The following is a 21,661-nucleotide window of genomic DNA, read 5'->3' on the forward strand; positions in this document are numbered from 1 at the left end:
GCCGCCCGGGTCCTTGCCCGGCATCAGAGCCTTGGCGATGGCGCCGGCGAGCAGGCCGATCAGGATCCACGCGATGATGCCCATGGTGTCCCTCCGCTTCGTCGTATAAAGGATGTGTTAAGTCATCGTGTGCACCGATCGCGCCCGAACAAACGTCTTCTCCGCACCCGGCTCTGCCAGGAACTGATCCGAGACGAGCAGGCACGGGACAAGAGGACCGCGATCAGGGGGCGTGGAGCCGCGGCTCTGTCGGCCTCCTCCGGTTCACGTGTGAGGGTGGAAGCAAAGACCAATCGCGCGGGAGTCGACGGCCACCTTCTCGACGTACAGCCCTTGAGATGCGCGAGCAGGCGGGCGCCGGCTCCCCTCAGTGTTGGGCTGATGCTGGTGGGGCGGTGGTGTGGTGGAGGCTCTCGTCGAGGAGTGTGTGCATGCGCGGGACGGGGAGGGAGGGGTTGGCTGCGGCGCCTTGTGCGGTGCGGGGGTCGGTGAGGAGGGTTTCCAGGATCTGCGGTGTCAGGGTGGGGTTCGTGGCGGCTGCCTGGCGTACGGCAGGGTCGGGGTCTTGCAGCGGGGGGTGGGGCAGGGCGGGGTCGGCTGCGGCGAGGGCGCGTACCTGAGGGTCGGCGTGGTCGATGAGGTGAGCGAGGCCGGAGCGGGGGAGCGCGGGCAGGGTCAGCAGGTCGGGACGGTGGGCGGGGCGGGTGACGAAGACGTCCAGGAGGAGGTGCGACGGGGCTAGCGGGTGGTGGCAGGTCAGCCGGATCCGTACCTCCTCGTCATCGTCCAGCGCCAGTGCCGCGACGAGCTGGGCGGGCAGGCCGGGCCAGCTCGCCGCTACCCGGCGCAGCACCGGTTCCTCGGACGCCGCGCAGGTGGCGTACCAGTCGGACGGTGGCTCGGCGGCCGGCTTGGTGATCGGGCAGGTGCAGTCGGGACCGTGCCCCAGCACCCAGTCGACCGCGTCGAACTCGGCCCAGGTACGGATGAACGGCTGCAGGCGCGCCCGCATCCGCACGTCCTCGTCCGGATCCTGCCTCAGCTGCGCCGCCGCCTCGGGCACCAGATCGGGGCGGGCGGCGACCAGCCTGCGGATCTCCGTATCGGGGTGGCGGGCGAGGCGGGCCATGGCGCCGGCCGGGGTAAGGCGGTTGCGGGCCAGTGGGTGCACTTCGTCGTCGGCGAAGCACTGCTCGATGACCGCGGGTGACAGGGCGCAGGTGCCCAGCACGAACCACCTGTTGCGTGCTGCCAGGGCTGGCAGCGCGGCCTCCACCGCCTCGGGGTCCAGCCAGCGGCTGCCCTTCCGGGCGGCTTCCTGTACGGCGGGGTCGGGGTCGTCGAGCAGGGCTGTGCGCTGCGCCGAGGTGAGCGACTGCCACTGGTGGGCGGCGTACAGGCGGAGTGCGGGGTGGTCGTGATGGGCCATGTCCCGCGGGAAGGACGCAGGGACCTGCCGGGAGGACCACAGCTCCCCGGCGATCTCCTGTGCGGTGACCCTGCCGTCCTCGCCTCCGTCCTTCGCGGTCAGGAAGGTGACGAGGATGTGGGTCGGCAGGGGCCGGACCCACCGGGGCTGGTGCCGGGTGCCTCCGGCGAGCTGGGCGCGGACGAGGCCTGACGGGTCCGATGCCAGGGGAGCGAGTCGTGCGGGGTCGATGTGCAGGTTGCAGGCGAGTGCGCGGCGGATCCGCCTGGCCGGGTGGCGCAGGGCCGCTTGGATGACGCCGTCGGGCAGGTCGCGGCCCTCGCACATCAGCAAGCCGGCCTCACCGGCCGCTTCGTCCAGGAGGCGTATCAGCACCTCTGCGGGTGCCGCCGGGTTGAAGGCGATGCCGCGCAGCCACAGTTCACGCAGGGAGTCGGACACCACGGCATCCTGCCACCCCGCCTCCTGCCTCCCCAGCGGGCCGCCTCACCGGCGCTGCCCAGCGGCAGGACCATCGGTCGCTGCCTGCCGATGCAGCCCTTTACAGTTCAGACTTTCCTGAATTCAGGATTATCTGTACTGTCATGGCGTGCTGACCATCGCTCCCGACATCGAGGTGCTTGCGCGCTTCGGCCGTGCTCTCGCCGATCCCATCCGGTGCCAGCTGCTGCTGGCCCTGCGCGATGCCCCCGCGTATCCGTCCGATCTCGCCGACAAGATCGGCGTCTCCCGGCCCCGGCTGTCGAACCACCTCGCCTGCCTGCGGGACTGCGGACTCGTCGTCGCCGTACCCGATGGCCGTCGCACCCGCTACGAGCTCGCCGATCCCCGGCTCGGACACGCCTTGAACGATCTGCGCACCGCGGTCGTCGCCGTCGACACCGACAAGACCTGCGTGGACGCCGAGACGAAGGACTGCTGCTGATGACCGCGATCTCCCTCGGGCCGTCCCCGGCCCGCCGTGATGCGCTGACGAAGCGAATACGGCTGCTGGTCACGGCGACGATCACCTACAACGTGATCGAGGCGATCGTCGCCATCACGGCCGGCACCCTCGCCTCGTCCACGGCACTGGTCGGCTTCGGACTCGACTCCGTTGTCGAGGTCTCCTCCGCCGCCGCGGTCGCCTGGCAGTTCTCCGCGACCGACCACGCCGTCCGTGCAGGCCGCGAGAAGCGCACCTTGCGGATCATCGCTGTCTCCTTCTTCGCCCTGGCCGCCTATGTCACCGTCGACGCCATCCGAGCCCTGACCGGCACAGGCGAAGCCGAGCACTCCACCCTGGGCATCGTGATTGCCGCTCTGTCCCTGGTGGTCATGCCGTTCCTGTCCGCCGCCCAGCGCAGGGCCGGACGCGAACTCGGCTCCGCGACCGCCGTCGCAGACTCCAAGCAGACCCTGCTCTGCACCTACCTTTCCGCCGTCCTCCTGGTCGGACTGGTCGTCAACAGCCTCCTGGGCTGGTCCTGGGCCGACCCGATCGCCGCCCTGGTCATTGCCGCCGTCGCCGTCAAGGAAGGCCGTGACGCCTGGCGCGGAGACTCCTGCTGCGGCCCTGTCCTCACCGCCGCCCCGACGGCTGCCGCCGACATCGACGCCTGCGGCTGCAAGTCCGGCTGCACCTGCTGCACGTGACGCCCGGAAGGCAACACCGGCAGAGTCAAAGGAGATCCCGCCGTACGCATAGTCCAGGGTGCAGAGACACAGGCCGAGGCGCCTGTGCGCCGTGCTGTCCCGGACCCCGCCGCTCAGTCGCCAGGCCCCGGATCGGGGTGGGCCGGTGCCTTGATGCCGGCCCGGGCTGCTTCCAGCTGGGCGGCGAATGCGATGCCGTAGAACAGGGCCACGGCGGTGAGGTTGGCCCACAGCAGGAGGGCGACGAACGCGGTCAGCGGCCCGTACAGTGCGCCGAAGGCACCGCTTCCTTCCACGTACAGGGCGAGCAGCCAGGTGGCCGCCACCCACAGCATCAGGTGCAGCGCGGAGCCGAAGGCCAGCCAGGTGTAGCCGGGCTGGACCCGGCGCGGTGCCCACCGGAAGATCACTGCCGAGGCGATCCATGCCAGGGCCAGCCCCACCGGCACCTGGAGGGCGCTTCGCCAGCCGGGCGAGCCGAGGGACCATCCGGAGGACGTCTCCACCGCGTCACCCACCGCCTCACCGGCCACCATGACGACGAATCCCACGATCATCGGCAGGCCCGCGGCGAGGGCCAGGGCTAGGGAGCGGGCGTACTTGTAGGGGAGCGGGCGGTCGCGCTCGATGCCGTAGATGCGGTTGGCGCCCCGTTCGATCTGTCCCATCGCCGAGGTCAGGTTCAGCAGTGCGAAACCCAGGCCGAGCCAGAGCGCGAGGGTGCTCCACACATCGCCGTCGGCGCTGGTGCGGGTCGTGTCGAAGGCGTCCTCGACCATCTCGCCGCTGGCTCCGGGGACGATGTGGGCCAGGGTCAGTTCCACGGTGCGTCCCACGGACTCGGTGTGCACCGAGGTGGCCAGACCCACCAGCGCCACGGTGAACGGCACCAGGCCGAGGACCACCTGGAAGGCGAGTGCCCGCGCGTTGGTGAAGCCGTCGGCGTACCGGAACCGGGTGAAGGAGTCCACCATCAACCGCAGCCCGCCGTAGCGCCGCAACGCGGTGAACGCCTCGTCCCCGGACAGCTCCTCGCCCAGCATGTCCCTGGTCTGCGGAACGTGTACGGCGGTGCCCACGATGCCGGTCCTCCTCCTCGTCGCGGTCTGCCGTCCAGACTGCCCCCGCTGGGCCCGCGCACGCGTCGTCAGCCAGTGCGGGATGCGGGGCCCGCTGATGCAGGGCTCCACGGGACGGCCTTCGCGCATCAGGCGGGGTCGCCCGCACCGCTGACGTCCGGTGAAAGGTCGGTCACCTGTTCCGGGTCGCGGCCTTGATGGCCTCGCGGATACGGACGTAGGTACCGCAGCGGCAGATGTTCCGGATGCCGTCGAGGTCGGCCTCGGTTATCGTGCGGCCCTCTTCCGCCACCCGGCGGACCAGGGCGACCGCGGCCATGATCTGTCCGGGCTGGCAGTAGCCGCACTGGGCCACGTCCTGGTCGAGCCACGCCTGCTGCATGGGATGCAGGTCCGCCCCGACCGTGGCCGGGAGGCCCTCGATGGTGGTGATCTCGTCGTCCGGGCGGAGGTCGCCGACGGGTACGGCGCAGGGGTTGACGGCCCGGCCGTTGAGGTGGCTGGTGCACGCCTTGCAGACGTTGATGCCGCAGCCGTACTTCGGTCCCGTGACGCCCAGGATGTCGCGCAGGACCCACAGGAGACGTTCGTCGTCGGCCACGTCCACGGTGACCTGCTCGCCGTTGAGGCGGAAGGTGTGCTCGGGCAAGGGGGGCTCCTGGCGGTTCAGCGGACGTGGTCCAGGCCGTCGGTGGGCGACGCGGGCACGGGCGGGACGGTCGGTTTCGGCGTGAAGGACAGCGTGCCGTGATTGATGGGGAAGCGGGTCGGCATGGTGCCGGTGGCCCGTCCGTAGGCGCACGCGACGGCGGCCATCGACGCGGCCACGCCCAGCTCTCCCGCCCCGCCGGGCTCCCCGGTGGTGGGCGGCATGACGATGATCTCCAGCTCGGGCGGGGTGTTCCACTGCCGGGTGTAGAAGTAGTTGTCCCAGCTGGCTTCGAGGAAGTAACCGTCGCGCAGGTGAAGGCTGGACGTCAGGGTCAGGGCGATGCCGTCCATGAGGCAGCCCATCATCTGGGCTTCGAGTCCGCGCGGGTTGACGGCGAGACCGACGTCCACCGCGATGACGGCCTTGGTCACGCGGGGGCCGGTGACCCCGTCGCGGATGACCCGGTTCACCGTCTCGGGACGGCAGTCGATCTCCACCAGGACCGCGCTGACGGAGTGGTACTCGGAGTGGAAGGCGATCCCCTGCGCCGTACCGTCCGGCATCCGCCGCCCCCACTGGCCGGCTTCGGCGGCCTTCTCCAGCACCGCCTTCGCGCGGTCGTCCCGGAGGAAGTCGTGCCGGAACCGGTAGGGGTCCTTGCCCATCTTCCCGGCGAGGCGGTCCACGAGCAGTTCCCGCGCGCAGGTGACGTCGGGGGAGTAGACGTTGCGCATGCTCCCGGTGTTGAAGCTCTTGTCGGTCTCGCTCAGCAGCCTGCTGTGGGCACCGAAGTTGTAGGGCATGGACTGGGAGAGCTGGAAGAACGTCTCGGAGAAGCCGATGTCGCCCACCGGCAGCCTGGCCGCCAGGGCGGTGAAGATCTCGCCCAGACCGTGGCTGAGATCGGTGGCCACGCTGGTGTGCCGCTGCCGGTAGCCGAGGACGGTGTCGCCGAGGTAGTCGATGCGTACGCGGGACGTGGCCATGGGGTGCGTGCGGCCCTGGCGCGAGTCATCGGCGCGGTGCCACATGAGCCGGACCGGTTTGCCGATCTTCTGGGAGATCTCGACGGCTTCCAGCGCGGCGTCGAAGAAGAGTTTGCGCCCGAAGGATCCGCCGCCCTCGGTGACATGCACGGTGACGGCGCTGAGCGGCAGCCTGAGCTTGGCGGCGATCGCTTCCTTCGCGACGATCGGTGCTTTGAGGCTCGACCAGACCTCGGCGCGGTCGGGACGCACGTCGGCGATGGCGCAGTTGGGCTCCAGCGCGCTGTTGCTGCGGAAGTGGAAGGTGAACGAGGCGTCCACACTCGGGGTGAGCGGCGGCAGACCGAGGGGAAGTTCGGCCCGCTTCAGCTCCTTGAGCACGGACTCGTCGGACTTGCCCTGCGCGCTGCCGGGCTGCCAGGAGACGCGCAGGGCGCGTACGGCGTCGATGCAGCGGCCGAAGGTCCGCGCGCGCACCGCCACCCCGGTGGAGATCACGGCGACATCGGTGACGCCCGGCATGGCGCGGACCTCGGCGGCGTTGGCCACCGACCCGACCTTGCCGTTGATGGTGGGCGGGCGGCACACCATGGTCGGCAGGGCGTCCGGGACGGCCAGGTCCAGGGTGAACGTCTTGCGACCGGTGACGGCGGCGAGGGCGTCGACGCGGTTGTGGGGACGGCCGATGACGGTGAAGCGGTCGTCCGGCGTGAGTTCTACGGCCACCTGCCGTGTGCGGAGGCTCGCCGCCTTCTCGGACAGTGCCCCGATGTCGATGCTGCGGCCCGACGGAGCGGTGACGGTTCCGTCCCGCATCGTCAGGGAGGTGACGTCCGCGTCCAGTTCACCGGCCGCCGCGAGCAGCAGCCGCTCCCGGGCGACGGCCGCCGCGACCCGGACCGGGGTGTAGGTGGAGACGGTCGTGTTGGATGCCCCTGTGAGCTGGTTGAACACCAGTTCCGGGCGTGCGTCGGCGAGCGTGACCCGTACCCGCTCGACGGGGACGTTCAGTTCCTCGGCGATGAGCATGGCCGTCGAGGTGGTGATGCCCTGGCCCACCTCGGTCCGCGGCAGTGCGAAGGACACGGTGCCGTCCGTGCCCACCTCGACCGTGATCAGGCCGGAGGTGGGCAGGGCCGCCGCGGTCATCACGTCGTTGAGGTCGATCAGTTCCGTGATCTCGGGGGAGGGGATGTCCGCTCGGGCCGCGGGCGCGGGGGCGAGTTCGGCCGCCGTCACCAGGGTGGGGCCGGCCACGAGGTAGCCGAGGAACCGGCGCCTGCCGACGGAGGGCGGTCCGGACCGGGGCACGGGGTCACTGGCGGCCATCGGGACCCCCTCTCCGGGCTGCCGGACCGGGCGGAAGGGGCGGCGGCACGTGGCTGGCGGTGGCCGCGAAGGACGCCGTCGGGGTCCCGTCACTGCGCGATCTCGTCATGGTTCCATCTCGCTGGTCGGCTGCGTGTGTTCACGTGCGCGGGGTTCCGGGGCGGCGGATCGGCCACCGCCCCGCAGCGGTACGGGGGTGCGGGCCCCGCCGGAGCGGGCGGGACCCGGTCGTGTCCCGGGGAGGTTCAGGACGGACGGTTGGTGTCGGGGATCTCTATGTCGATGGGCTCGCCCTCGGCAAGGAAGAGCAGGACGAACTTACGGATCGCCTCCTCCACTGTCCAGGCCGCCTCCGGAACCAGCGGCAAGGGGATCAGGCCCTCGCGGAAGGCCACCAGCAGGGGCCAGGCTGCGCTGATCAGCGGCTGCCAGAAGGGCTCCCTGTCCAGTCCGATGGCGTCGCCGACCTTGTCACCCACCGTGTACCGGGAGAACGCGTTGATCAGCGGGCGGGTGAGACCGGCGTCGAGTTCGGCGACGATGTCCAGCAGCACTTCGGTCAGTGCGTGGCCCTCGGGGGTGGAGGCCAGGATCGGGTCGACGACCTGCTGGTACTGGGAGTTGGCCTCGTTCCAGGACTTGGGGATGTACTCGTCGAGGACGCCGAGCATATGGGCGGTCACCTGCCACACGTGCAGGAAGCCGTCCGACTCGGCGGTGCTGACCGGGACCCGCCAGTCCTTCAGCTTGCGCATGCCGAACGTGGCCAGGCTGTGCCAGGTGACCATCACGTCGGCCTGGCTGATCGGGATGGTCTGGCCTCCGCTGGTCCGGGTCCAGCCGGGGGACTGGGGCAGCAGATGCCGCACGGCCGCGTGCACCAGGCGGGTCTTCACGCAGGTCACGATCATCGAGCCCTGCGGCTGGTAGGCGTCCAGGTCGCCGATGTCGTACCCGAGTTTCGCGGTCTTGGCGATGCGGTCCTTCATGTCCGCGCCGCCCTTGGAGTAGTAGACGGCGCGTGCCTCCCGCGGGATGGCGGTGCTCATCAGGCCGCTGCCCAGCCCGTACAGGGCGCCCGTGTAGATGCCTTTCTTCTTGGTGAACTCGACCGCGGCCGCGAGCTTCCTCGTATCCGCCCAGGACGGCAGCCGGCGTGCCTCCTCCATGAAGTCGCGTAGATCCGCCGGGAGTCCGGCCGGCAGTGGCTGATCGTTGCGGGTCCACTGCCGCAGCAGTTCGTTGACCCTGGGCACGTCACCGCGGTCGATGACGGCGGCGAGCACCGGGTCGGCCTCCTCGTCCCAAACCCACTCGGGGTCCAGTCCCGCCCCCTCGCCCGCCACCGATCCGCTCGGCGCCCAGGTCCACGGGGGACGCGCCTGGGCCGGCGTGGCCGCGCTCAGCGCGCCCAGCGCCCCGAGCGCCCCTCCCGTGATCAGCATTCTGCGCCTGCTGACTCCGTCCATGGGTGAACTCCTTGTCGACGATCGCTGCTGATGACCACCGGGACACGGCGAAGCGGCAGGTGTGTCGTCGGTGTGTGGTACTCCGTGAGGTGCGCCGGTCCGAGGGCTCCGGACGCGGGTGGAGCGGCGCGCGGCTCTCCACCCTCAGATGCTGCGCGCGTGACGAACCGGCGCTTCAGGCGGGCCGGTTGGCGTCGGGGATGACGATGCTCGTGCCCCGGCCCTTGGTGAGGTAGAACATGATGTACTTCCGGGCCGCCTCGTCGATCGTCCAGGCGAGGGGCGGCACCAGCGGAAACGGGATCAGCTTCTCGCGGAAGGCGACGAGCTTCGGCCAGGCGGTCGCGATCGCCTTCTCCCAGAACGGCTCGGGGGGAATGCCGTCCCAGTCCGCGACCTGGTCGCCGACCAGGTACCTGGCGAGCGCGTTGACGAGCGGACGGTCGACGCCGCCCGGACTGGTCTGCTCGGCGAGCTGGCCCAGCAGGATGTCGGTCAGCTCGATGCCCTCGGGCGTGGAGTCCAGGACCGGGTCAAGTACCTGCTGTGACTGGGAGTTGGCCGCGGCCCAGGTGGCCGGGATGTACTCGTCGCGGATGCCGAGCAGGTGCGCCGTCACCTGCCAGAGGTGGAGATAGGCCGCCGAGTCGGCGGGCGGGATCGGAACCTTCCATTCGAGCATCATGCGCATCGCGTAGGTGGGCAGGCTGTGCCAGGTGACCAGCATGTCCTGCTGGCTGATCGGGACGGTCTGGCCGCCGCTGGTCCGGGACCAGCCCGGTGACTGCGGCAGCAGATGGCGTACGGCCGCGTGCACGAGCCGGGTCTTGACGGCCTCCACCATCACCTTGCCGTCGGGCCGGTACGCGTTGAGGTCGCCGACGGCGAAGCCCAGCAGGCTCGTCTTGGCTACCCGGTCCTCCATGTCGGCGCCGCCCTTGGAGTAGTAGACGGCGCGTGCCTCCCGGGGGATGGCGGTGCTCAGCATGCCACCGCCCACTCCGTTGAGCAGATTGAGGTAGATGCCCCGGGACTTGTTGAACTCGGCCGCCGTCTCCAGTTTCCCGCGGTCGGCCCAGGAGGGCAGCTGGCGCGCCCTCTCCATGAACTCCCGCAAGTCCGCAGGTAGTTGGGCGGGTACCGGCTGGTCGTTGCGGGACCACGTCCGCAGCGCCTCGTTGACCTTGGCCACCTCACCGCGGTCGATGACGGCGGCGACGAGCTGGTCGGCCTCCTCGTCCCACACCCACTCCGGGTCCAGCCCGGCACCCGCGCCGGCCACCGAACCACTCGGTGCCCACGTCCACAGGGACCTCGCACGGGCCGGCGAGGCCATGCTCAGCGCCCCGAACGCTCCCAAAGCTCCGCCCGTGAGCAGCATCTTGCGCCTGCTGAGTCCGTCCATCTCCGCGAACTCCTCCTTGAGTTCTGACTGCCGTGCGGACCTATGGCCTTACCGGCCTTCTTTGATACGGTGAAACACGCGACGCATCTCTGTATCTCCAGGGGAGCACAAGCGGAACGTGAACGCCAGGGGCATCACGGAATCGGGGAGGCGCTCCTGGAAATCCGTTGACGCTCCCGCAGACACAGGTGACGAGCCGTACGAGCACACCCGTGACAGGCAACGGAGGGAGCCGGACGTGACTTCGGACGAGCAACCGTACGATCAGGACCGAGGGTTGACCATCCCCGCACTACTGCGCCGCAACGCCCAGCGGTTCCCCGACGGCCCCGCACTCACCGCCGGCCTCGGTCCCGAAGCGGCGACACTGTCCTGGCCGCAGCTGCGCGCGGAGACCGCCGCCCTCACCCGTGGTCTCACCGCGCTCGGCCTGCGACGGGGCGACCGCATGCTGATCTCGATGTCGAGACGGCCGGAGCACTGGATCGCCGACCTGGCCGCGGTCCACATCGGAGCCCTCTCCTCGAGCACCTACGACACGACGGACACCGAGGAGCTGGGTGCCCTGGCCCGGCACAGCGGAGCCGCCGTACTCGTGCTGGAGGGCGAGGAACAGGTACGGCGCTGGCAGCCGGTCCTGGACGGCCTGCCGGGCCTGCGCGCTGTCGTCGTCCTCGACTGGAACGCGGCCCGGGTCGGCGACCCGCGTTTCGTCAGCTACCCCGCCGTGCGCGGCGCGGCGCCGCCCGACGACGCCGCGTTCGAGGCCCTCACGGACTCCGCCTCACCGGATGACCCGATGGCGCTGGTGTACACACCGGGCACCACCGGTGCCCCCCGGGGAGTGGTGCTCACCCACCGCAACGTCATCCACCAGGCGTTCATGCACCACCGGACCGCCGAGGACCCGGAGCGTCCGAGGTCGGTCGCCCACCTGCCCATGGCACAGGCCGCGGGACGGGTGCTCGGCCTCTACGCACCGGTCTGCCACGCCGGACACGTGACCGTCTGTCCCGGCCCCGAGCAACTCCTGCCCACGCTGATCACCGTGCGACCGCACACCTTCTTCGCCGTGCCGCGGGTCTGGGACCGGATCGCCGCCGCTGCGCGGGAGCGGCTCGGGACACTGCCCGAGGAGCAGGCCGCGGCGGTCACCCAGGCCAGGAGGACCACCCTGGAGGCCTTCCGTCTGCGCTCCGCGGGCAAGGAGCCGCCGACCGTCCTCACCGAGTCACTCGCACAGCTCGACGAGCACCTGCTGCGCCCTGTCCGGTCCGCAGTCGGTGCCGACGAGCTCCAACAGGCCCACACCGGGACGGCACCGCTGTCCACGGCGACCCTGGAGTTCCTGGCGAGCGTGGGACTGCCCGTCCATGAGGTGTGGGGACTGACCGAGACCGCCGGAGCGGCCACCGTCAGTACACGCGGGGAGTCCGGCACCGGCACGGTCGGACGTCCGGGGCCGGGCATCGAGGTCACGGAGGCCGAGGACGGCGAGCTTCTGGTCCGAGGACCGGTGGTCTGCGCCGGATACCTGCGGGCCGACGGCAGCGTCGAACCCGCCACGGACGCACAGGGCCGACTGGCCACCGGCGACATCGGCAGCGTCGATGCACGCGGCCTGGTCACGGTCACCGACCGCAAGAAGAACCTGTTCGTCACCGACAGCGGCAGGACCGTCGCCCCGGCCCGGATCGAAGCGCACTTGCGGGCCCACCCCCTGATCGGGCAGGCCGTGGCGATCGGGGACCGGCGCAGGTACGTCACCGCCCTGCTCGTCCTGGACGAGCAGACGGCCCCGCTCTGGGCCGACGAGAAGGGCCTCGACACCCATGACCTCGCCCGCCTGTCCCGCCACCCGGTGGTGCTCGCCGCCGTGGATGCCGCGGTCGCCGAGGCGAACACGGTCCTCCCGCCCGCGGAACAGGTACGTCGCTACCGCGTCCTCCCCGGGCCGTGGACGACGGAGACGGGTGAACTGACACCGGAGCTGACGCTGCGCAGGCGTGCCGTCGGTGAACTGCACGCCGCCACCATCGAGTCGATGTACCCGTGAATACCGGCCCACCAGGATCGCCGTACGGCGGGAGCGACCGACCGCAACGCACGCGGTAGCCCGCCGGCCTCTTCCCCTGCCTGTCTGCCTGTAATGACTGCTCCGAGGAGAAACCATGCGCAGGACCAGTTGGGTGCTGACCGGAACCGCGGTGGTCCTGGTGGCGGCCTCGGCCGTCACGCGGTTCACCGTCCATCCCGCATTGCACCAGGTACCGGCCGACGCCAAGACGACGTTCCGGTACGAGGGCACCGCCACCCTGCTCGACGCCGCCGCCCTGGCGGCCGGCGACATGGACAAGGCCTTCCTGAGAGACGTGCCGGTCATTTTGGACCGGCGCATCGAAGTACGGGACGTCGACGGCCGGACGGCCGTCGTCTCCGACCACGTGGCGCTGCGCGGACGCGACGGCACGGAGATGAGCACCTCCCAGCACACCTGGGCGGTGGACCGGCGCGACCTCACCGAGCGTGCCGCTCCCGCGGGTTCGGGGGCCGAGAAGCACAAGGGCCTGGTCATCGCCTGGCCTCTGGAGCCCGACAAGCGCGACTACCGTTTCTGGGACACCGGCACCCGGACCGTGTCCCCCGCACGGTACGAGGGAACGGAGTCCGTCCACGGCCGCGAAGCCTATGTCTACGGCATCGAGTCCACCGGCCTCCTCGCCGACCCCGCAACCGCCGGCTCCCTGCCCCGCACCCTTCCCAGGGAAGCCGTGCTGGGCCTGAGCGCTGCACTGCCCGCAAAACAGCGGCCGGAGCAGCAGGAGTTGGCCGGTCTGCCGAAGGCGGTACCGCTGTCCTACACGTCCACCACCAAGCGGCGCGGCTGGGTCGACGCCGACACCGGTCTGTCCCTGGACGGCACGCTGCACGGCCCTGTTCTCGTATAGCTACGGCGAGGGGACAAGTAGCTCAGCGTGATTTCAGGGCCTCTGCTTGAGTGCGAGGCTCGGGGACCGCTCCGTTGTTCATGGCGGCGAAGTCGGCGTGCGCGGCCGCGATTGCTTCGGGGTACGCCTGGCGCTTGGCGTGCTCGGCGAGCGCCCGGTAGATGCTGGCGACGGAGGGGTTCTGTCCCTTGCGCTTGCCGGTGGGGATGATCAGGTCGGGCTGGATCTGCTCGATGGACTCGCCGCCCGCGCGGCGCCGCAGCACGGTGTGGAGCATGTCGTCGGAGATGACCGGTGGCCGGCCGCCGTGCTTGCCCTTGCGGGCCGCGGTGTCGAGCCCTTCGAGCGTGGACTCGCGGATGTTCTCCCGCTCGGTCTCCGCCATCGCCGCGAAGAACGCGAACAGCAGCTTGCCCGGGCCGGTGGGGTCGTAGATGCCGGGCAGAGGTCCGGCGAGCATCTCCAGGACCAGGCCGTGGGCGGTGAGGTGGTCGGCGAGCGCGGTGAGTTCGGCGGCGTCGCGGCCGAGCCGCTTCATCTCGTACACGGTGAAGATGACCCGGCAGTGCGGGGCGTGCGCCTTGACCTCCCGCGCCGTCCTCAGCGCCTCCTCGAACCGGGGGCGGACCCGGACGCGGGTGCTGATCTTCTCGCTGAAGATCTTGTCCCTCGGGATGCCGTGCTTGCTGAGCGCGTCGAGCTGGGAGTCGAGTTCCTGCCCGAGGGTCGAGCACCTCGCGTATCCGATGCGGATGTCCGCGCTCGGCAGGTCCGGGTCGATCGGCGCCGGCGGCGGGGTGCCCGGCCGCCACGGCCGGCCCGGACGCCGGTCGGCCGGGGTCGGCACCCGCAGCGCCTTCTTCAGCCGGGGCACCTTCGTGAAGCGGCGGGTGTGGTAGGCGGAGGCGACCGCGCCGCCACGTGAGCGGCACGGGGAACCGGGCTGTGCGTCGCACTTCGGACAGGCGTGCTGTTCGACGTCGTCGGCGTCCGACCGGTCGGTTGGGGAAGGGGGCTGAGGGTCCGTCATGGGCCCGGATTTTCGCACAATGCAAGTCTCAGAAGGGGGCCTGTCCCGCTTTTGGGTGAGAACGGGTTCTGCGAACGAATCCGGGCCCGGCGGGGCTCCGGCGGGCCGTGATTGATCTTGCTCGCGCAAAGGAACGTTTGTGAGAGTCCAGGCGTCGCGCCGACGGCCGTGGGGCTCTTGGGGTGTGGCGCCTGCCTGCCTACGATGAGCGGCATGTCGCCTGATGCCTCCCCGTCCTCCGTCTGGCCGGTCCTGCACTACGACGACACGAAGGCGGCGCTGCGCTTCCTGGTCGACGTGCTGGGGTTCGAGCAGGTGGTCGCTGTGCCGGATGAGCACGGCGGGATCGGGCACACGGAGCTGCGCTGGCCTGGCGGTGGTGCGCTGGTGTTCGGCTCGACGAGGCACACGGACAGCGTGCACGGGCGGATGCGGGCGGGCACCAGCGCGGTCTACGTGGTGAGCGACGAGGTGGACGCGGTGCACCGGCGGGTGGTCGACGCCGGAGGCGAGGTCCTCGAAGCGCCGCACGAGACCCGGTTCGGGTCGGGCGCGGCGGCGTACGTGTGCACGGTGCAGGACCCGGAGGGCAACTTGTGGACCTTCGGCACCTACCGCGGGCCTTCGCCGGAGTAGGGCGCCGGGAAGAGACGAGAGGACCCCGGCCGGTGGGGCCGGGGTCCTGCGCTGTGGGCTGGCGGCGCCGGGGATCAGTGGCTGCCGGCGAGTTCGCCGGTGAGCTTGCCGTGAAGGTCGGCGCTCAGGTCGTTCAGACCGGTGATTTCCACGGTCTTGCCGCGCTGGGCGTACTTCGTCTCGATCGCGTCCAGGGCAGCCACGGAGGAGGCGTCCCAGACGTGGGCCTCGGACAGGTCGATGACGATCTTGTCCGGGTCGCCCGCGTAGTCGAACTGGCCGACGAGGTCGTTGGAGGAGGCGAAGAACAGCTCGCCGGTGACCCGGTAGACGACCGCGGTGCCGTCGGGGTCGAGGACGCTGTGCACGCGGGCGAGGTGGGCGACGCGCTTGGCGAAGATGACCATGGCGGTGACGGAGCCGACGACGACGCCGATGGCGAGGTTGTCGGTGGCGACCACCACGATCACGGTGATGGCCATGACGGCGATCTCACCGGCGGGCATCCGCTTCAGCGTCTTGGGGGCGATGGAGTGCCAGTCGAACGTCGCGAAGGCCACCATGGCCATGACGGCGACGAGGGCGGCCATGGGGATGTCGGAGACGACCGGGCCGAAGACGATGCACAGCACCATCAGGAACACGCCCGCCAGGAAGGTCGAGACGCGGGTGCGGGCGCCGGAGACCTTCACGTTGATCATCGTCTGGCCGATCATGGCGCAGCCGCCCATGCCGCCGGAAAAGCCGGTGACGATGTTGGCGATGCCCTGCCCGATCGACTCCCGCGTCTTGGAGGAGTGGGTGTCGGTGATGTCGTCGACGAGCTTCGCGGTCATCAGCGACTCCATCAGGCCGACCAGCGCCATCGCGAACGCGTACGGTGCGATCGTCGTCAGGGTGTCCAGGGTGAACGGCACGTCCGGCAGGCCCGGCACCGGCAGGGAGGACGGCAGCTCGCCCTTGTCGCCCACGGTCGGCACCGCGATGCCGGCCGCGACCGTGATGACGGTCAGGATGACGATCGAGACGAGCGGGGCCGGGATCACCTTGGTGACCTTCGGGAAGAACACCATCAGCGCAAGTCCGCCGATGATCAGCGGGTAGACGGCCCAGGGCACGTCGTGCATCTCGGGCACCTGGGCCATGAAGATCAGGATCGCGAGGGCGTTGACGAAGCCGACCATCACGCTGCGCGGTACGAACCGCATCAGCTTCGCCACCCCGAGCGCGCCGAGCGCGACCTGGATGATGCCGGCGAGGATGACGGCGGCGATCAGGTAGCCCAGTCCGTACTCGTGGTTCAGGGGGGCGATGACGAGGGCGATGGCGCCGGTGGCGGCGGAGATCATCGCCCGCCGGCCGCCGACGATCGAGATGACCACGGCCATGGTGAACGAGGCGAACAGACCGACCGCCGGGTCGACCCCGGCGATGATCGAGAACGAGATCGCCTCGGGGATCAGCGCCAGGGCGACGACCAGGCCGGCCAGGATCTCGGTGCGCCAGACCTTGGGGTTGTTCAGCCAGTCGGGCTTGAGGCCGCGCAGCCGCGCGGCGGGAGTCACAGCAGCAGAAGACAAGGAAATGCGTACCTGTCGTGCTCGGGCACACCGCGGGCAGGCCGGGGGTGTGCGGGAGGAGACGCGGGAGGCCGGCCGGCATCCCGCGGGCGGCCCGAGGCGGGCCGGGAAGTCGTGAAGGACGCGAGCCGGGAGCCTGGGCGGTGCCCGGCCGGGCGGTCAGGTCCGAGGGCGAAGGGTCACGGCGGGCAGGGGGCGGCGGTCGGCGTCATGGGCTCGCGCACGCTCTCTCCTGCAAGAATCGGATCTTCGCCGGGGGCGCCATCGGCCCCGGAACGGCAGTAGCGGGGCAGCCGGGCCGCCCTCGCCATCATCAACTCTACCCTAACGTTAGAGTAGAGGTCGGTGGGGTCGCACGGGACGCGGCCCGCCACGACGGGAAGGGCCAGGGACACGGGCGTGGACGACAAGCACATGCAGATCGGCGAGGTCGCCGCGCGGACGGAGCTGTCGCTGCGCACCATCCGGCACTACGAGGAGACAGGCCTGGTCATCCCCTCCGCCCGGTCCCAGGGCGGGTTCCGCCTCTACACCGAGACCGACGTCGCCCGCCTCATGGTCATCCGCCGGATGAAGCCGCTCGGCTTCACCCTGGAGCAGATGCGCGACCTGCTGGACGCCACCGACCGCCTGGACGGCGACGGCGCCCTCGACGCCGCCGAGCGCGAGGCGCTGCTGGAGCGCGTACGGACCTACCGGCAGGCCGCCGCCGAGCAGGTGGAGAAGCTGCGCATCCAGCTGGCCCGCGCCGAGGACTTCGCCGACACTCTGGGCGCCCGCCTGGAGCAGAACGCTCCGGCCGCCCGCGCCTAGCTGCGGCGTCACCTCCTGGCCGGTGCCGCCTCGGCCTGCGGGCTGCGCGGGCCGGGCACGGCCGTGGCGGTCAGGTCCAGCTGAAGGCGGCTGTTCATGTCCAGCTCGAACCGGCCGTAGGGGTTCACGTGCGTCCAGAACAGTGGTGACAGGGCCCGCCGGTCGGCGTCGGTGAGCATGTCGGCCCACTTCTCGTCGGCGAGGACCTGCTGCATCAGCAGCGTGTTGACGTGCACCAGGGCGGACTGGAGCAGGTGCAAGGCGAGCATGGACACCTCCTGGGACTCCTTGTCCGCCCCGGCCAGGTCGCCGTCCTTGCCGTAGAAGAGGTCCTTGTTCGCGCTGTTCCAGTTCTCCACGACCTGCAAGCCCTCGTGGATCTCCTGGCGCAGCTCGACGTCGGCCAGGTAATCGCAGACGAACGCCGTGCGCACAGCCCGCCCGAGTTCCTCGATCGCCTGGTAGGTGGGGTGCTTGGGCCCGCCGCGAGTAAAGCGGCGCAGGACCTGCTCGGCCTCGGCGGTGCCCAGGCGCAGGGCGGTGGTGTACTTCACGATCTGGTCGTACTGCTGGCGGATCAGGTCCCAGTTGATCGTCTTGGTCGACAGCACCGGTGCGAGGTTGGGCCACTTCTCGTCCTGCCCGGCCGCCGGCCGGTACAGCTTTGCGGAGCCGATGTTCTTCAGCCTGGGCATGAGCTTGAAGTCGAGCATGTGGGCGAAGGCGAAGCCGACGATGGACGCGCCGTGGGTGTCGGTGTACTGCCGGTCGACCTCCATGTCGGTGCAGTGCCGCAGCACGCCCTCGATCATCGAGGCGACCTCGGAGGCCGAACAGCTCTTGAGCTGGGAGTAGATGCACACCGACTTCCGCTCGACGTGCCAGTAGATCATCACGCCGGGGCCGCGGTAGCACTGGTGCCACTCGGTCATCAGGTTCGAGGACCAGGCGCCGAACTTGCGGCTGTCGGAGGCGCACGCGGTGCCGGTGCCCCACCACATCTCGTCCCGGACGGCGAAGGTGGCGTTCACCAGCTTGCGCAAGGCGGCGCGCATATTGGCCCGGTTGACGAACAGGTGCCGCACCCGGCGCAACGTCGCCTCGGACTCGCCGTGCTTGCCGGTGACCGCGACACGCTTGATGCCCATGTTGGTGCCCACAGCAGGTCATCGACTCACTGATGGAGATGGCCAAGGAATCCGGGCAGCAGGGCTGGTGGCATGCCTACGGCGAAATTCCCCAGAGCGTCTACATCGCCCTGGAGACCGACGCCACCTCCCTCCACCTCCACGCGCCCTCGATGATCCCCGCTCTGCTGCAGACTCCCGCATACGCCCACGCGGTGATCGGGGAAACGGTCCCTCTGCTCACCGTAGAAGAGGCCGACACGCGTCTGAAAGTGTGGATGCGCCGACAGCACCGGATCTACGACCTGGCCCGTCCGCTGCGGTTACGGGTCGTCCTGGACGAATCGGCTCTGCGCCGCGTCGTCGGCAGCCCCGATGTCATGCGAGAACAGCTGGAGCACCTGAACGCACTCGGCGCCGAGCCGCACATCACGGTGCAGGTGCTCCCCTATACGGCGGGCGCTCACCCGGGCCTGTCAGGACAGTTCTCCATCCTGCGGTTCGCCGACAGCTCCGCGGGACCGGTGGTGCATCTGGAGCGGTTCACCAGCGACCTCTACCTGGAGAAGCCGTCCGACGTACAGCACTACCGCGTGCTGCACGACCACCTCCAGGCCCAGGCCCTCAGCCCCGACACCAGCCGCGACTTCATCACCGACGCCACCAAGACGCACATCGACGCGGCAAGCCACATGTGAGTGCGGCGAAGCCCGTTGAGCGTCGGATCCGCTGACAGGCTTCGTCGGCGGTGGGAGAGCGGTGCCCCGGCACATCACTAGCCGACCCGCTGCATCGCCCTCCGGTGCCGTTCCGCCATCGCGGCCCCGGACTCGCGGCGGGCCATCCTGCGCAGGACGGAGGGTGCGAGGAGCAGCCCGGCGACGGCCCAGGCACCGAGCACACCCGCTGTCTCCAGGAGCCGCCAGGATTCGCCGATCTCGGCGCCGACCGCATCGGTCGGCAGCAGCGCCGAGCGCAGACCGAGGCCGAGCCAGTACACGGGGAAGATCTGCCCGACGATCTGCAGCCACTCGGGCAGCTTCGACAGGGGAAAGTAGATGCCCGAGATCACGATGAGTCCCATCACCGGAAGCATCAGCAACCCGATGGTGCGTGGACTGGCGACGAGTGAGCCGATGACAGCGCCCATCGGCAGGGTGGCCAGGAGACCCAGCGGTACCACCCACACCAGCGTCAGCAACGCTCCGCCGCCCTGCCGGGCCACCCCGTCCACCAGGAACACGCCAACGGCGAAGGGTAGTGCCATGGAGGCGAGAGCCGTACCCGACACCATGATGATCTTGCCGACGAGGTGGCCGACCATGCCGTGGGGCACGGCCTTGGCCCGCAGCAGGGTGCCGTCCTCGCGCTCGGTCGCCAGCAGTTGCGCCGTGGTCATCATCCCGGTGAACGCGAGCGTCATCCCCAGCATGCTCGGCAGCATGAACGCGCCGGCCGAGATGCCGGCGCCCTTCAGCGGATCGTCCCTGACCAAGTACAGCGGCACGATGAGCAGAACCGTCCAGAGCACGTAACCGAACACGTCCTGGCCGGTGGTGAACGTCTGCCGAAGTTCCGTCCAGCCGCGCCGCACCCCGACTACCGCCGCGTGCCCTACCGGACTCATCACGATCCCTCCTCGAAAGCCTGCACGGCCCGCTCATCGGGAACGCTCCCCGCCTCAAGCTCCCGCACCATCGTCAGGTAGGTGTCCTCCAGGCTCGCCCGGCGCACCTCCAGCCCGCCGATCGCCTCGCCGTGCTCCTCGAACAGCCGACGGACGAACCGGGTGGGCTCGGCCGTCGCCTCCTCACAGGGCCGCCCGTTCAGCGTCCAGCGCACGGTGGCCTCGGCCGATGCCTGCCGTGACAGCTCCTCGGCCGAGCCATCGGCCACGATCCGGCCTCCGGCCAGGATGAGGATCCGGTCGGCGAGCCTCTCCGCCTCGGCAAGGTCGTGCGTGGTCAGCAGAACAGTGGTGTTCTCGTCCGCCAGCCCGCGGACCAGGCCATGGAACTCGTTCCTCGCCTCCGGGTCCAGACCGGCCGTCGGCTCGTCCAAGAACAGCACCTCGGGTCGGCCGACGATGCCGACGGCCACGTCGAAACGCCTGCGCTGCCCGCCGGACAGAGTTCCGACCCGCTTGTCCGCCTGCTCGGTCAGCCCTACTGCGGCGAGGAGTTCGTCGACATCCCACGGACGCCGTACGAGGTCGGTGGAGTACGGCACGTAGTACGAGCCAAGATGGGCCAGCAGTTCCCGCACCCGCCACTTGCCGTGGTCGCGCCAGGACTGCAACACGATGCCCAGACGCGCACGCCACCGCTCGTCCCCGTCGGCCGGATCGGCCCCGAGGACGGTCACATGACCGGCCGAGCGCATCCGGAAGCCTTCCAGGACCTCGATCGTGGTCGTCTTGCCCGCACCGTTCGGGCCGAGCAGCAAGACGACTTCGCCTCGCCGGGCCGTGAAGCTGACACCCTTCAAAACGTCCTGGCTGCGGTAGCGCATCCGCAGATCCCGTACGTCGATCACCGTGTCGCTCTCCGCCGGTGGGCTGCTCCCAACCCCGGACAGGGCGTGAGCGGTCGTCATCGGCGTTCCCCCGTTCGTCTCGTGGTCCGTTCCCTGGGATCAGAGGCCGGAGGCCGTGCCGACGTCCGTGGTCATGAGACGTCCCGGACGAACACATTACCGAACGGTTCAGTTACCTCATCTGGTTCCACCGGCCCGGGGCAGGTGTGTGCCAGCTGCGTAGGGGTTCGGTGCCCGGGGCCTGTCGATGACTCTCTCGGGTTCACCCCACAAGGCCGTCGGCCACCGGCTGATCATTCGCAACCTGTACAGAAGCCCGGGCACCCGACCCGTCGCGCGAAGCCGCTTCCTGGTGAGAAATACTCTCCCGATGAGTCCACGCACTTCCCTGACCAGCCAGCCGGTCACGATCCGGAGGGCCGTCGCCCGCGATGCCAAGCGGCTCACGCGGCTCGTGCGTGGGTCAGGCGCGTATGCGGACAAGTACGCAGCCGCAGTCGCGGGCTACCGGGTCGGTCCCGATTACATCGAGGCCCACCGCGTCTATGTGGCCGTCGGCGCTGACGAGAATGGAAGCCGGGTCCTGGGGTTCTACTCGCTCGTCCTGGCGCCACCGGAGCTCGACCTGCTGTTCGTTGCCGACGAAGCGCAAGGACGGGGTATTGGACGACTGCTCGTGGCGCACATGCTGACCGAGGCCCGTGCCGCCGGGCTCGACCGTGTCAAGGTCGTGGCACATCTGCCCGCCGAAGGCTTCTACCACCGCGTCGGTGCGGTGCGGACCGGGACCGCGTTCGCGAACCCGCCCGCTGTGCCGTGGGACCGACCCGAATTCGAGTTCCGCATTCCTTCGGAATGACGCGGGGTGCCGGTCGGCGAGGGTGGCTGGCTGCACCCGCAAGGTGGCCGGCATATAGGAGTCGACCGTTCACCTGCGGTGACGCCCCGCAGGCGTGAAAATCGGTACAGGGGCTGTCCGCCGACGCCGCTTGATGTTTGGGCTGTGAG

The 21,661-nt window shown here is 70.0% G+C and carries 20 protein-coding genes; 8 read left to right on the forward strand and 12 right to left on the reverse strand.

All coding sequences use genetic code 11. The features are described 5' to 3' along the window. Together ACWD11_RS34320 and ACWD11_RS34325 are read right to left on the reverse strand one after the other, a co-directional pair. On the reverse strand, positions 1–84 hold an 84-nt coding region (locus ACWD11_RS34320; protein ID WP_451287075.1), incomplete at its 3' end, for a GlsB/YeaQ/YmgE family stress response membrane protein. Positions 85–367: 283 nt separating this feature from the next. Then, complete coding sequence (locus ACWD11_RS34325; RefSeq protein WP_451287793.1) at positions 368–1,870, reverse strand: hypothetical protein; 1,503 nt, start codon at positions 1,868–1,870, stop codon at positions 368–370. 148 nt (positions 1,871–2,018) lie between these two features. Between ACWD11_RS34325 and ACWD11_RS34330 the strand changes: the two genes are divergently transcribed. Together ACWD11_RS34330 and ACWD11_RS34335 are read left to right on the forward strand one after the other, a co-directional pair. Next, the gene (locus ACWD11_RS34330) at positions 2,019–2,354 is read left to right on the forward strand and encodes an ArsR/SmtB family transcription factor (protein ID WP_389420459.1); all 336 of its coding nucleotides are present in this window, start codon (positions 2,019–2,021) and stop codon (positions 2,352–2,354) included. Continuing rightward, positions 2,354–3,064 carry a cation transporter gene (locus ACWD11_RS34335; RefSeq protein ID WP_451287795.1) on the forward strand — a complete coding sequence of 237 codons (711 nt, stop codon included), beginning with the start codon at positions 2,354–2,356 and terminating at the stop codon, positions 3,062–3,064. Before ACWD11_RS34330 ends, ACWD11_RS34335 begins: the two co-directional genes overlap by 1 nt. A gap of 113 nt (positions 3,065–3,177) precedes the next feature. On the opposite strand, the gene ACWD11_RS34340 is transcribed toward ACWD11_RS34335, so the two are convergent. From ACWD11_RS34340 to ACWD11_RS34360, 5 genes are all read right to left on the reverse strand, one after another. Next, positions 3,178–4,143, reverse strand: a complete 966-nt coding sequence (locus ACWD11_RS34340; RefSeq protein WP_451287797.1) for a YihY/virulence factor BrkB family protein — start codon at positions 4,141–4,143, stop codon at positions 3,178–3,180. A gap of 172 nt (positions 4,144–4,315) precedes the next feature. Next, entirely contained in the window at positions 4,316–4,792 is a 477-nt protein-coding gene (locus ACWD11_RS34345; RefSeq protein ID WP_389420462.1) for a (2Fe-2S)-binding protein, read from the reverse strand. 17 nt (positions 4,793–4,809) lie between these two features. Then, a complete protein-coding gene (locus ACWD11_RS34350) occupies positions 4,810–7,110 on the reverse strand; it encodes a molybdopterin cofactor-binding domain-containing protein (protein WP_389420463.1) in 2,301 nt (766 codons plus the stop codon). 245 nt (positions 7,111–7,355) lie between these two features. Beyond that, positions 7,356–8,579: an oxygenase MpaB family protein gene (locus ACWD11_RS34355; protein WP_451287800.1), complete on the reverse strand. Its 1,224-nt coding sequence runs from the start codon at positions 8,577–8,579 to the stop codon at positions 7,356–7,358. A 175-nt stretch (positions 8,580–8,754) separates the two neighbouring features. Then, positions 8,755–9,984 carry an oxygenase MpaB family protein gene (locus ACWD11_RS34360; protein WP_451287802.1) on the reverse strand — a complete coding sequence of 410 codons (1,230 nt, stop codon included), beginning with the start codon at positions 9,982–9,984 and terminating at the stop codon, positions 8,755–8,757. A 277-nt stretch (positions 9,985–10,261) separates the two neighbouring features. Here ACWD11_RS34360 and ACWD11_RS34365 point away from each other — a divergent pair, with 277 nt between their 5' ends. Next, a complete protein-coding gene (locus ACWD11_RS34365; RefSeq protein WP_451287803.1) occupies positions 10,262–12,040 on the forward strand; it encodes an AMP-dependent synthetase/ligase in 1,779 nt (592 codons plus the stop codon). A gap of 115 nt (positions 12,041–12,155) precedes the next feature. After that, entirely contained in the window at positions 12,156–12,932 is a 777-nt protein-coding gene (locus ACWD11_RS34370; RefSeq protein ID WP_451287805.1) for a porin PorA family protein, read from the forward strand. A gap of 22 nt (positions 12,933–12,954) precedes the next feature. Here the strand turns inward: ACWD11_RS34370 and ACWD11_RS34375 are convergent, their stop codons facing one another. Beyond that, the gene (locus ACWD11_RS34375) at positions 12,955–13,962 is read right to left on the reverse strand and encodes a recombinase family protein (RefSeq protein ID WP_451287807.1); all 1,008 of its coding nucleotides are present in this window, start codon (positions 13,960–13,962) and stop codon (positions 12,955–12,957) included. A 213-nt stretch (positions 13,963–14,175) separates the two neighbouring features. Between ACWD11_RS34375 and ACWD11_RS34380 the strand changes: the two genes are divergently transcribed. Then, positions 14,176–14,598, forward strand: a complete 423-nt coding sequence (locus ACWD11_RS34380) for a VOC family protein (protein ID WP_451287809.1) — start codon at positions 14,176–14,178, stop codon at positions 14,596–14,598. A 74-nt stretch (positions 14,599–14,672) separates the two neighbouring features. Here ACWD11_RS34380 and ACWD11_RS34385 read toward each other — a convergent pair whose 3' ends face one another. Continuing rightward, positions 14,673–16,178, reverse strand: a complete 1,506-nt coding sequence (locus ACWD11_RS34385; protein ID WP_451287811.1) for a SulP family inorganic anion transporter — start codon at positions 16,176–16,178, stop codon at positions 14,673–14,675. 399 nt (positions 16,179–16,577) lie between these two features. On the opposite strand from ACWD11_RS34385, the gene ACWD11_RS34390 reads away from it, so the two are divergent. After that, positions 16,578–16,991: a MerR family transcriptional regulator gene (locus ACWD11_RS34390; RefSeq protein WP_451287813.1), complete on the forward strand. Its 414-nt coding sequence runs from the start codon at positions 16,578–16,580 to the stop codon at positions 16,989–16,991. An 8-nt stretch (positions 16,992–16,999) separates the two neighbouring features. Here ACWD11_RS34390 and ACWD11_RS34395 read toward each other — a convergent pair whose 3' ends face one another. Beyond that, positions 17,000–18,139: a transposase gene (locus ACWD11_RS34395; RefSeq protein ID WP_451287815.1), complete on the reverse strand. Its 1,140-nt coding sequence runs from the start codon at positions 18,137–18,139 to the stop codon at positions 17,000–17,002. Positions 18,140–18,171: 32 nt separating this feature from the next. On the opposite strand from ACWD11_RS34395, the gene ACWD11_RS34400 reads away from it, so the two are divergent. Continuing rightward, entirely contained in the window at positions 18,172–18,816 is a 645-nt protein-coding gene (locus ACWD11_RS34400; RefSeq protein ID WP_451287817.1) for a DUF5753 domain-containing protein, read from the forward strand. A 77-nt stretch (positions 18,817–18,893) separates the two neighbouring features. On the opposite strand, the gene ACWD11_RS34405 is transcribed toward ACWD11_RS34400, so the two are convergent. Both ACWD11_RS34405 and ACWD11_RS34410 read right to left on the reverse strand, forming a co-directional pair. Further along, entirely contained in the window at positions 18,894–19,745 is an 852-nt protein-coding gene (locus ACWD11_RS34405; RefSeq protein WP_451287821.1) for an ABC transporter permease, read from the reverse strand. Then, entirely contained in the window at positions 19,745–20,713 is a 969-nt protein-coding gene (locus tag ACWD11_RS34410) for an ABC transporter ATP-binding protein (RefSeq protein ID WP_451287819.1), read from the reverse strand. Before ACWD11_RS34410 ends, ACWD11_RS34405 begins: the two co-directional genes overlap by 1 nt. 310 nt (positions 20,714–21,023) lie before the next feature. Here ACWD11_RS34410 and ACWD11_RS34415 point away from each other — a divergent pair, with 310 nt between their 5' ends. Continuing rightward, entirely contained in the window at positions 21,024–21,512 is a 489-nt protein-coding gene (locus tag ACWD11_RS34415) for a GNAT family N-acetyltransferase (RefSeq protein ID WP_389421525.1), read from the forward strand. Positions 21,513–21,661 lie beyond the last annotated feature (149 nt).

The organism is Streptomyces sp. NPDC002776 (assembly GCF_053592195.1).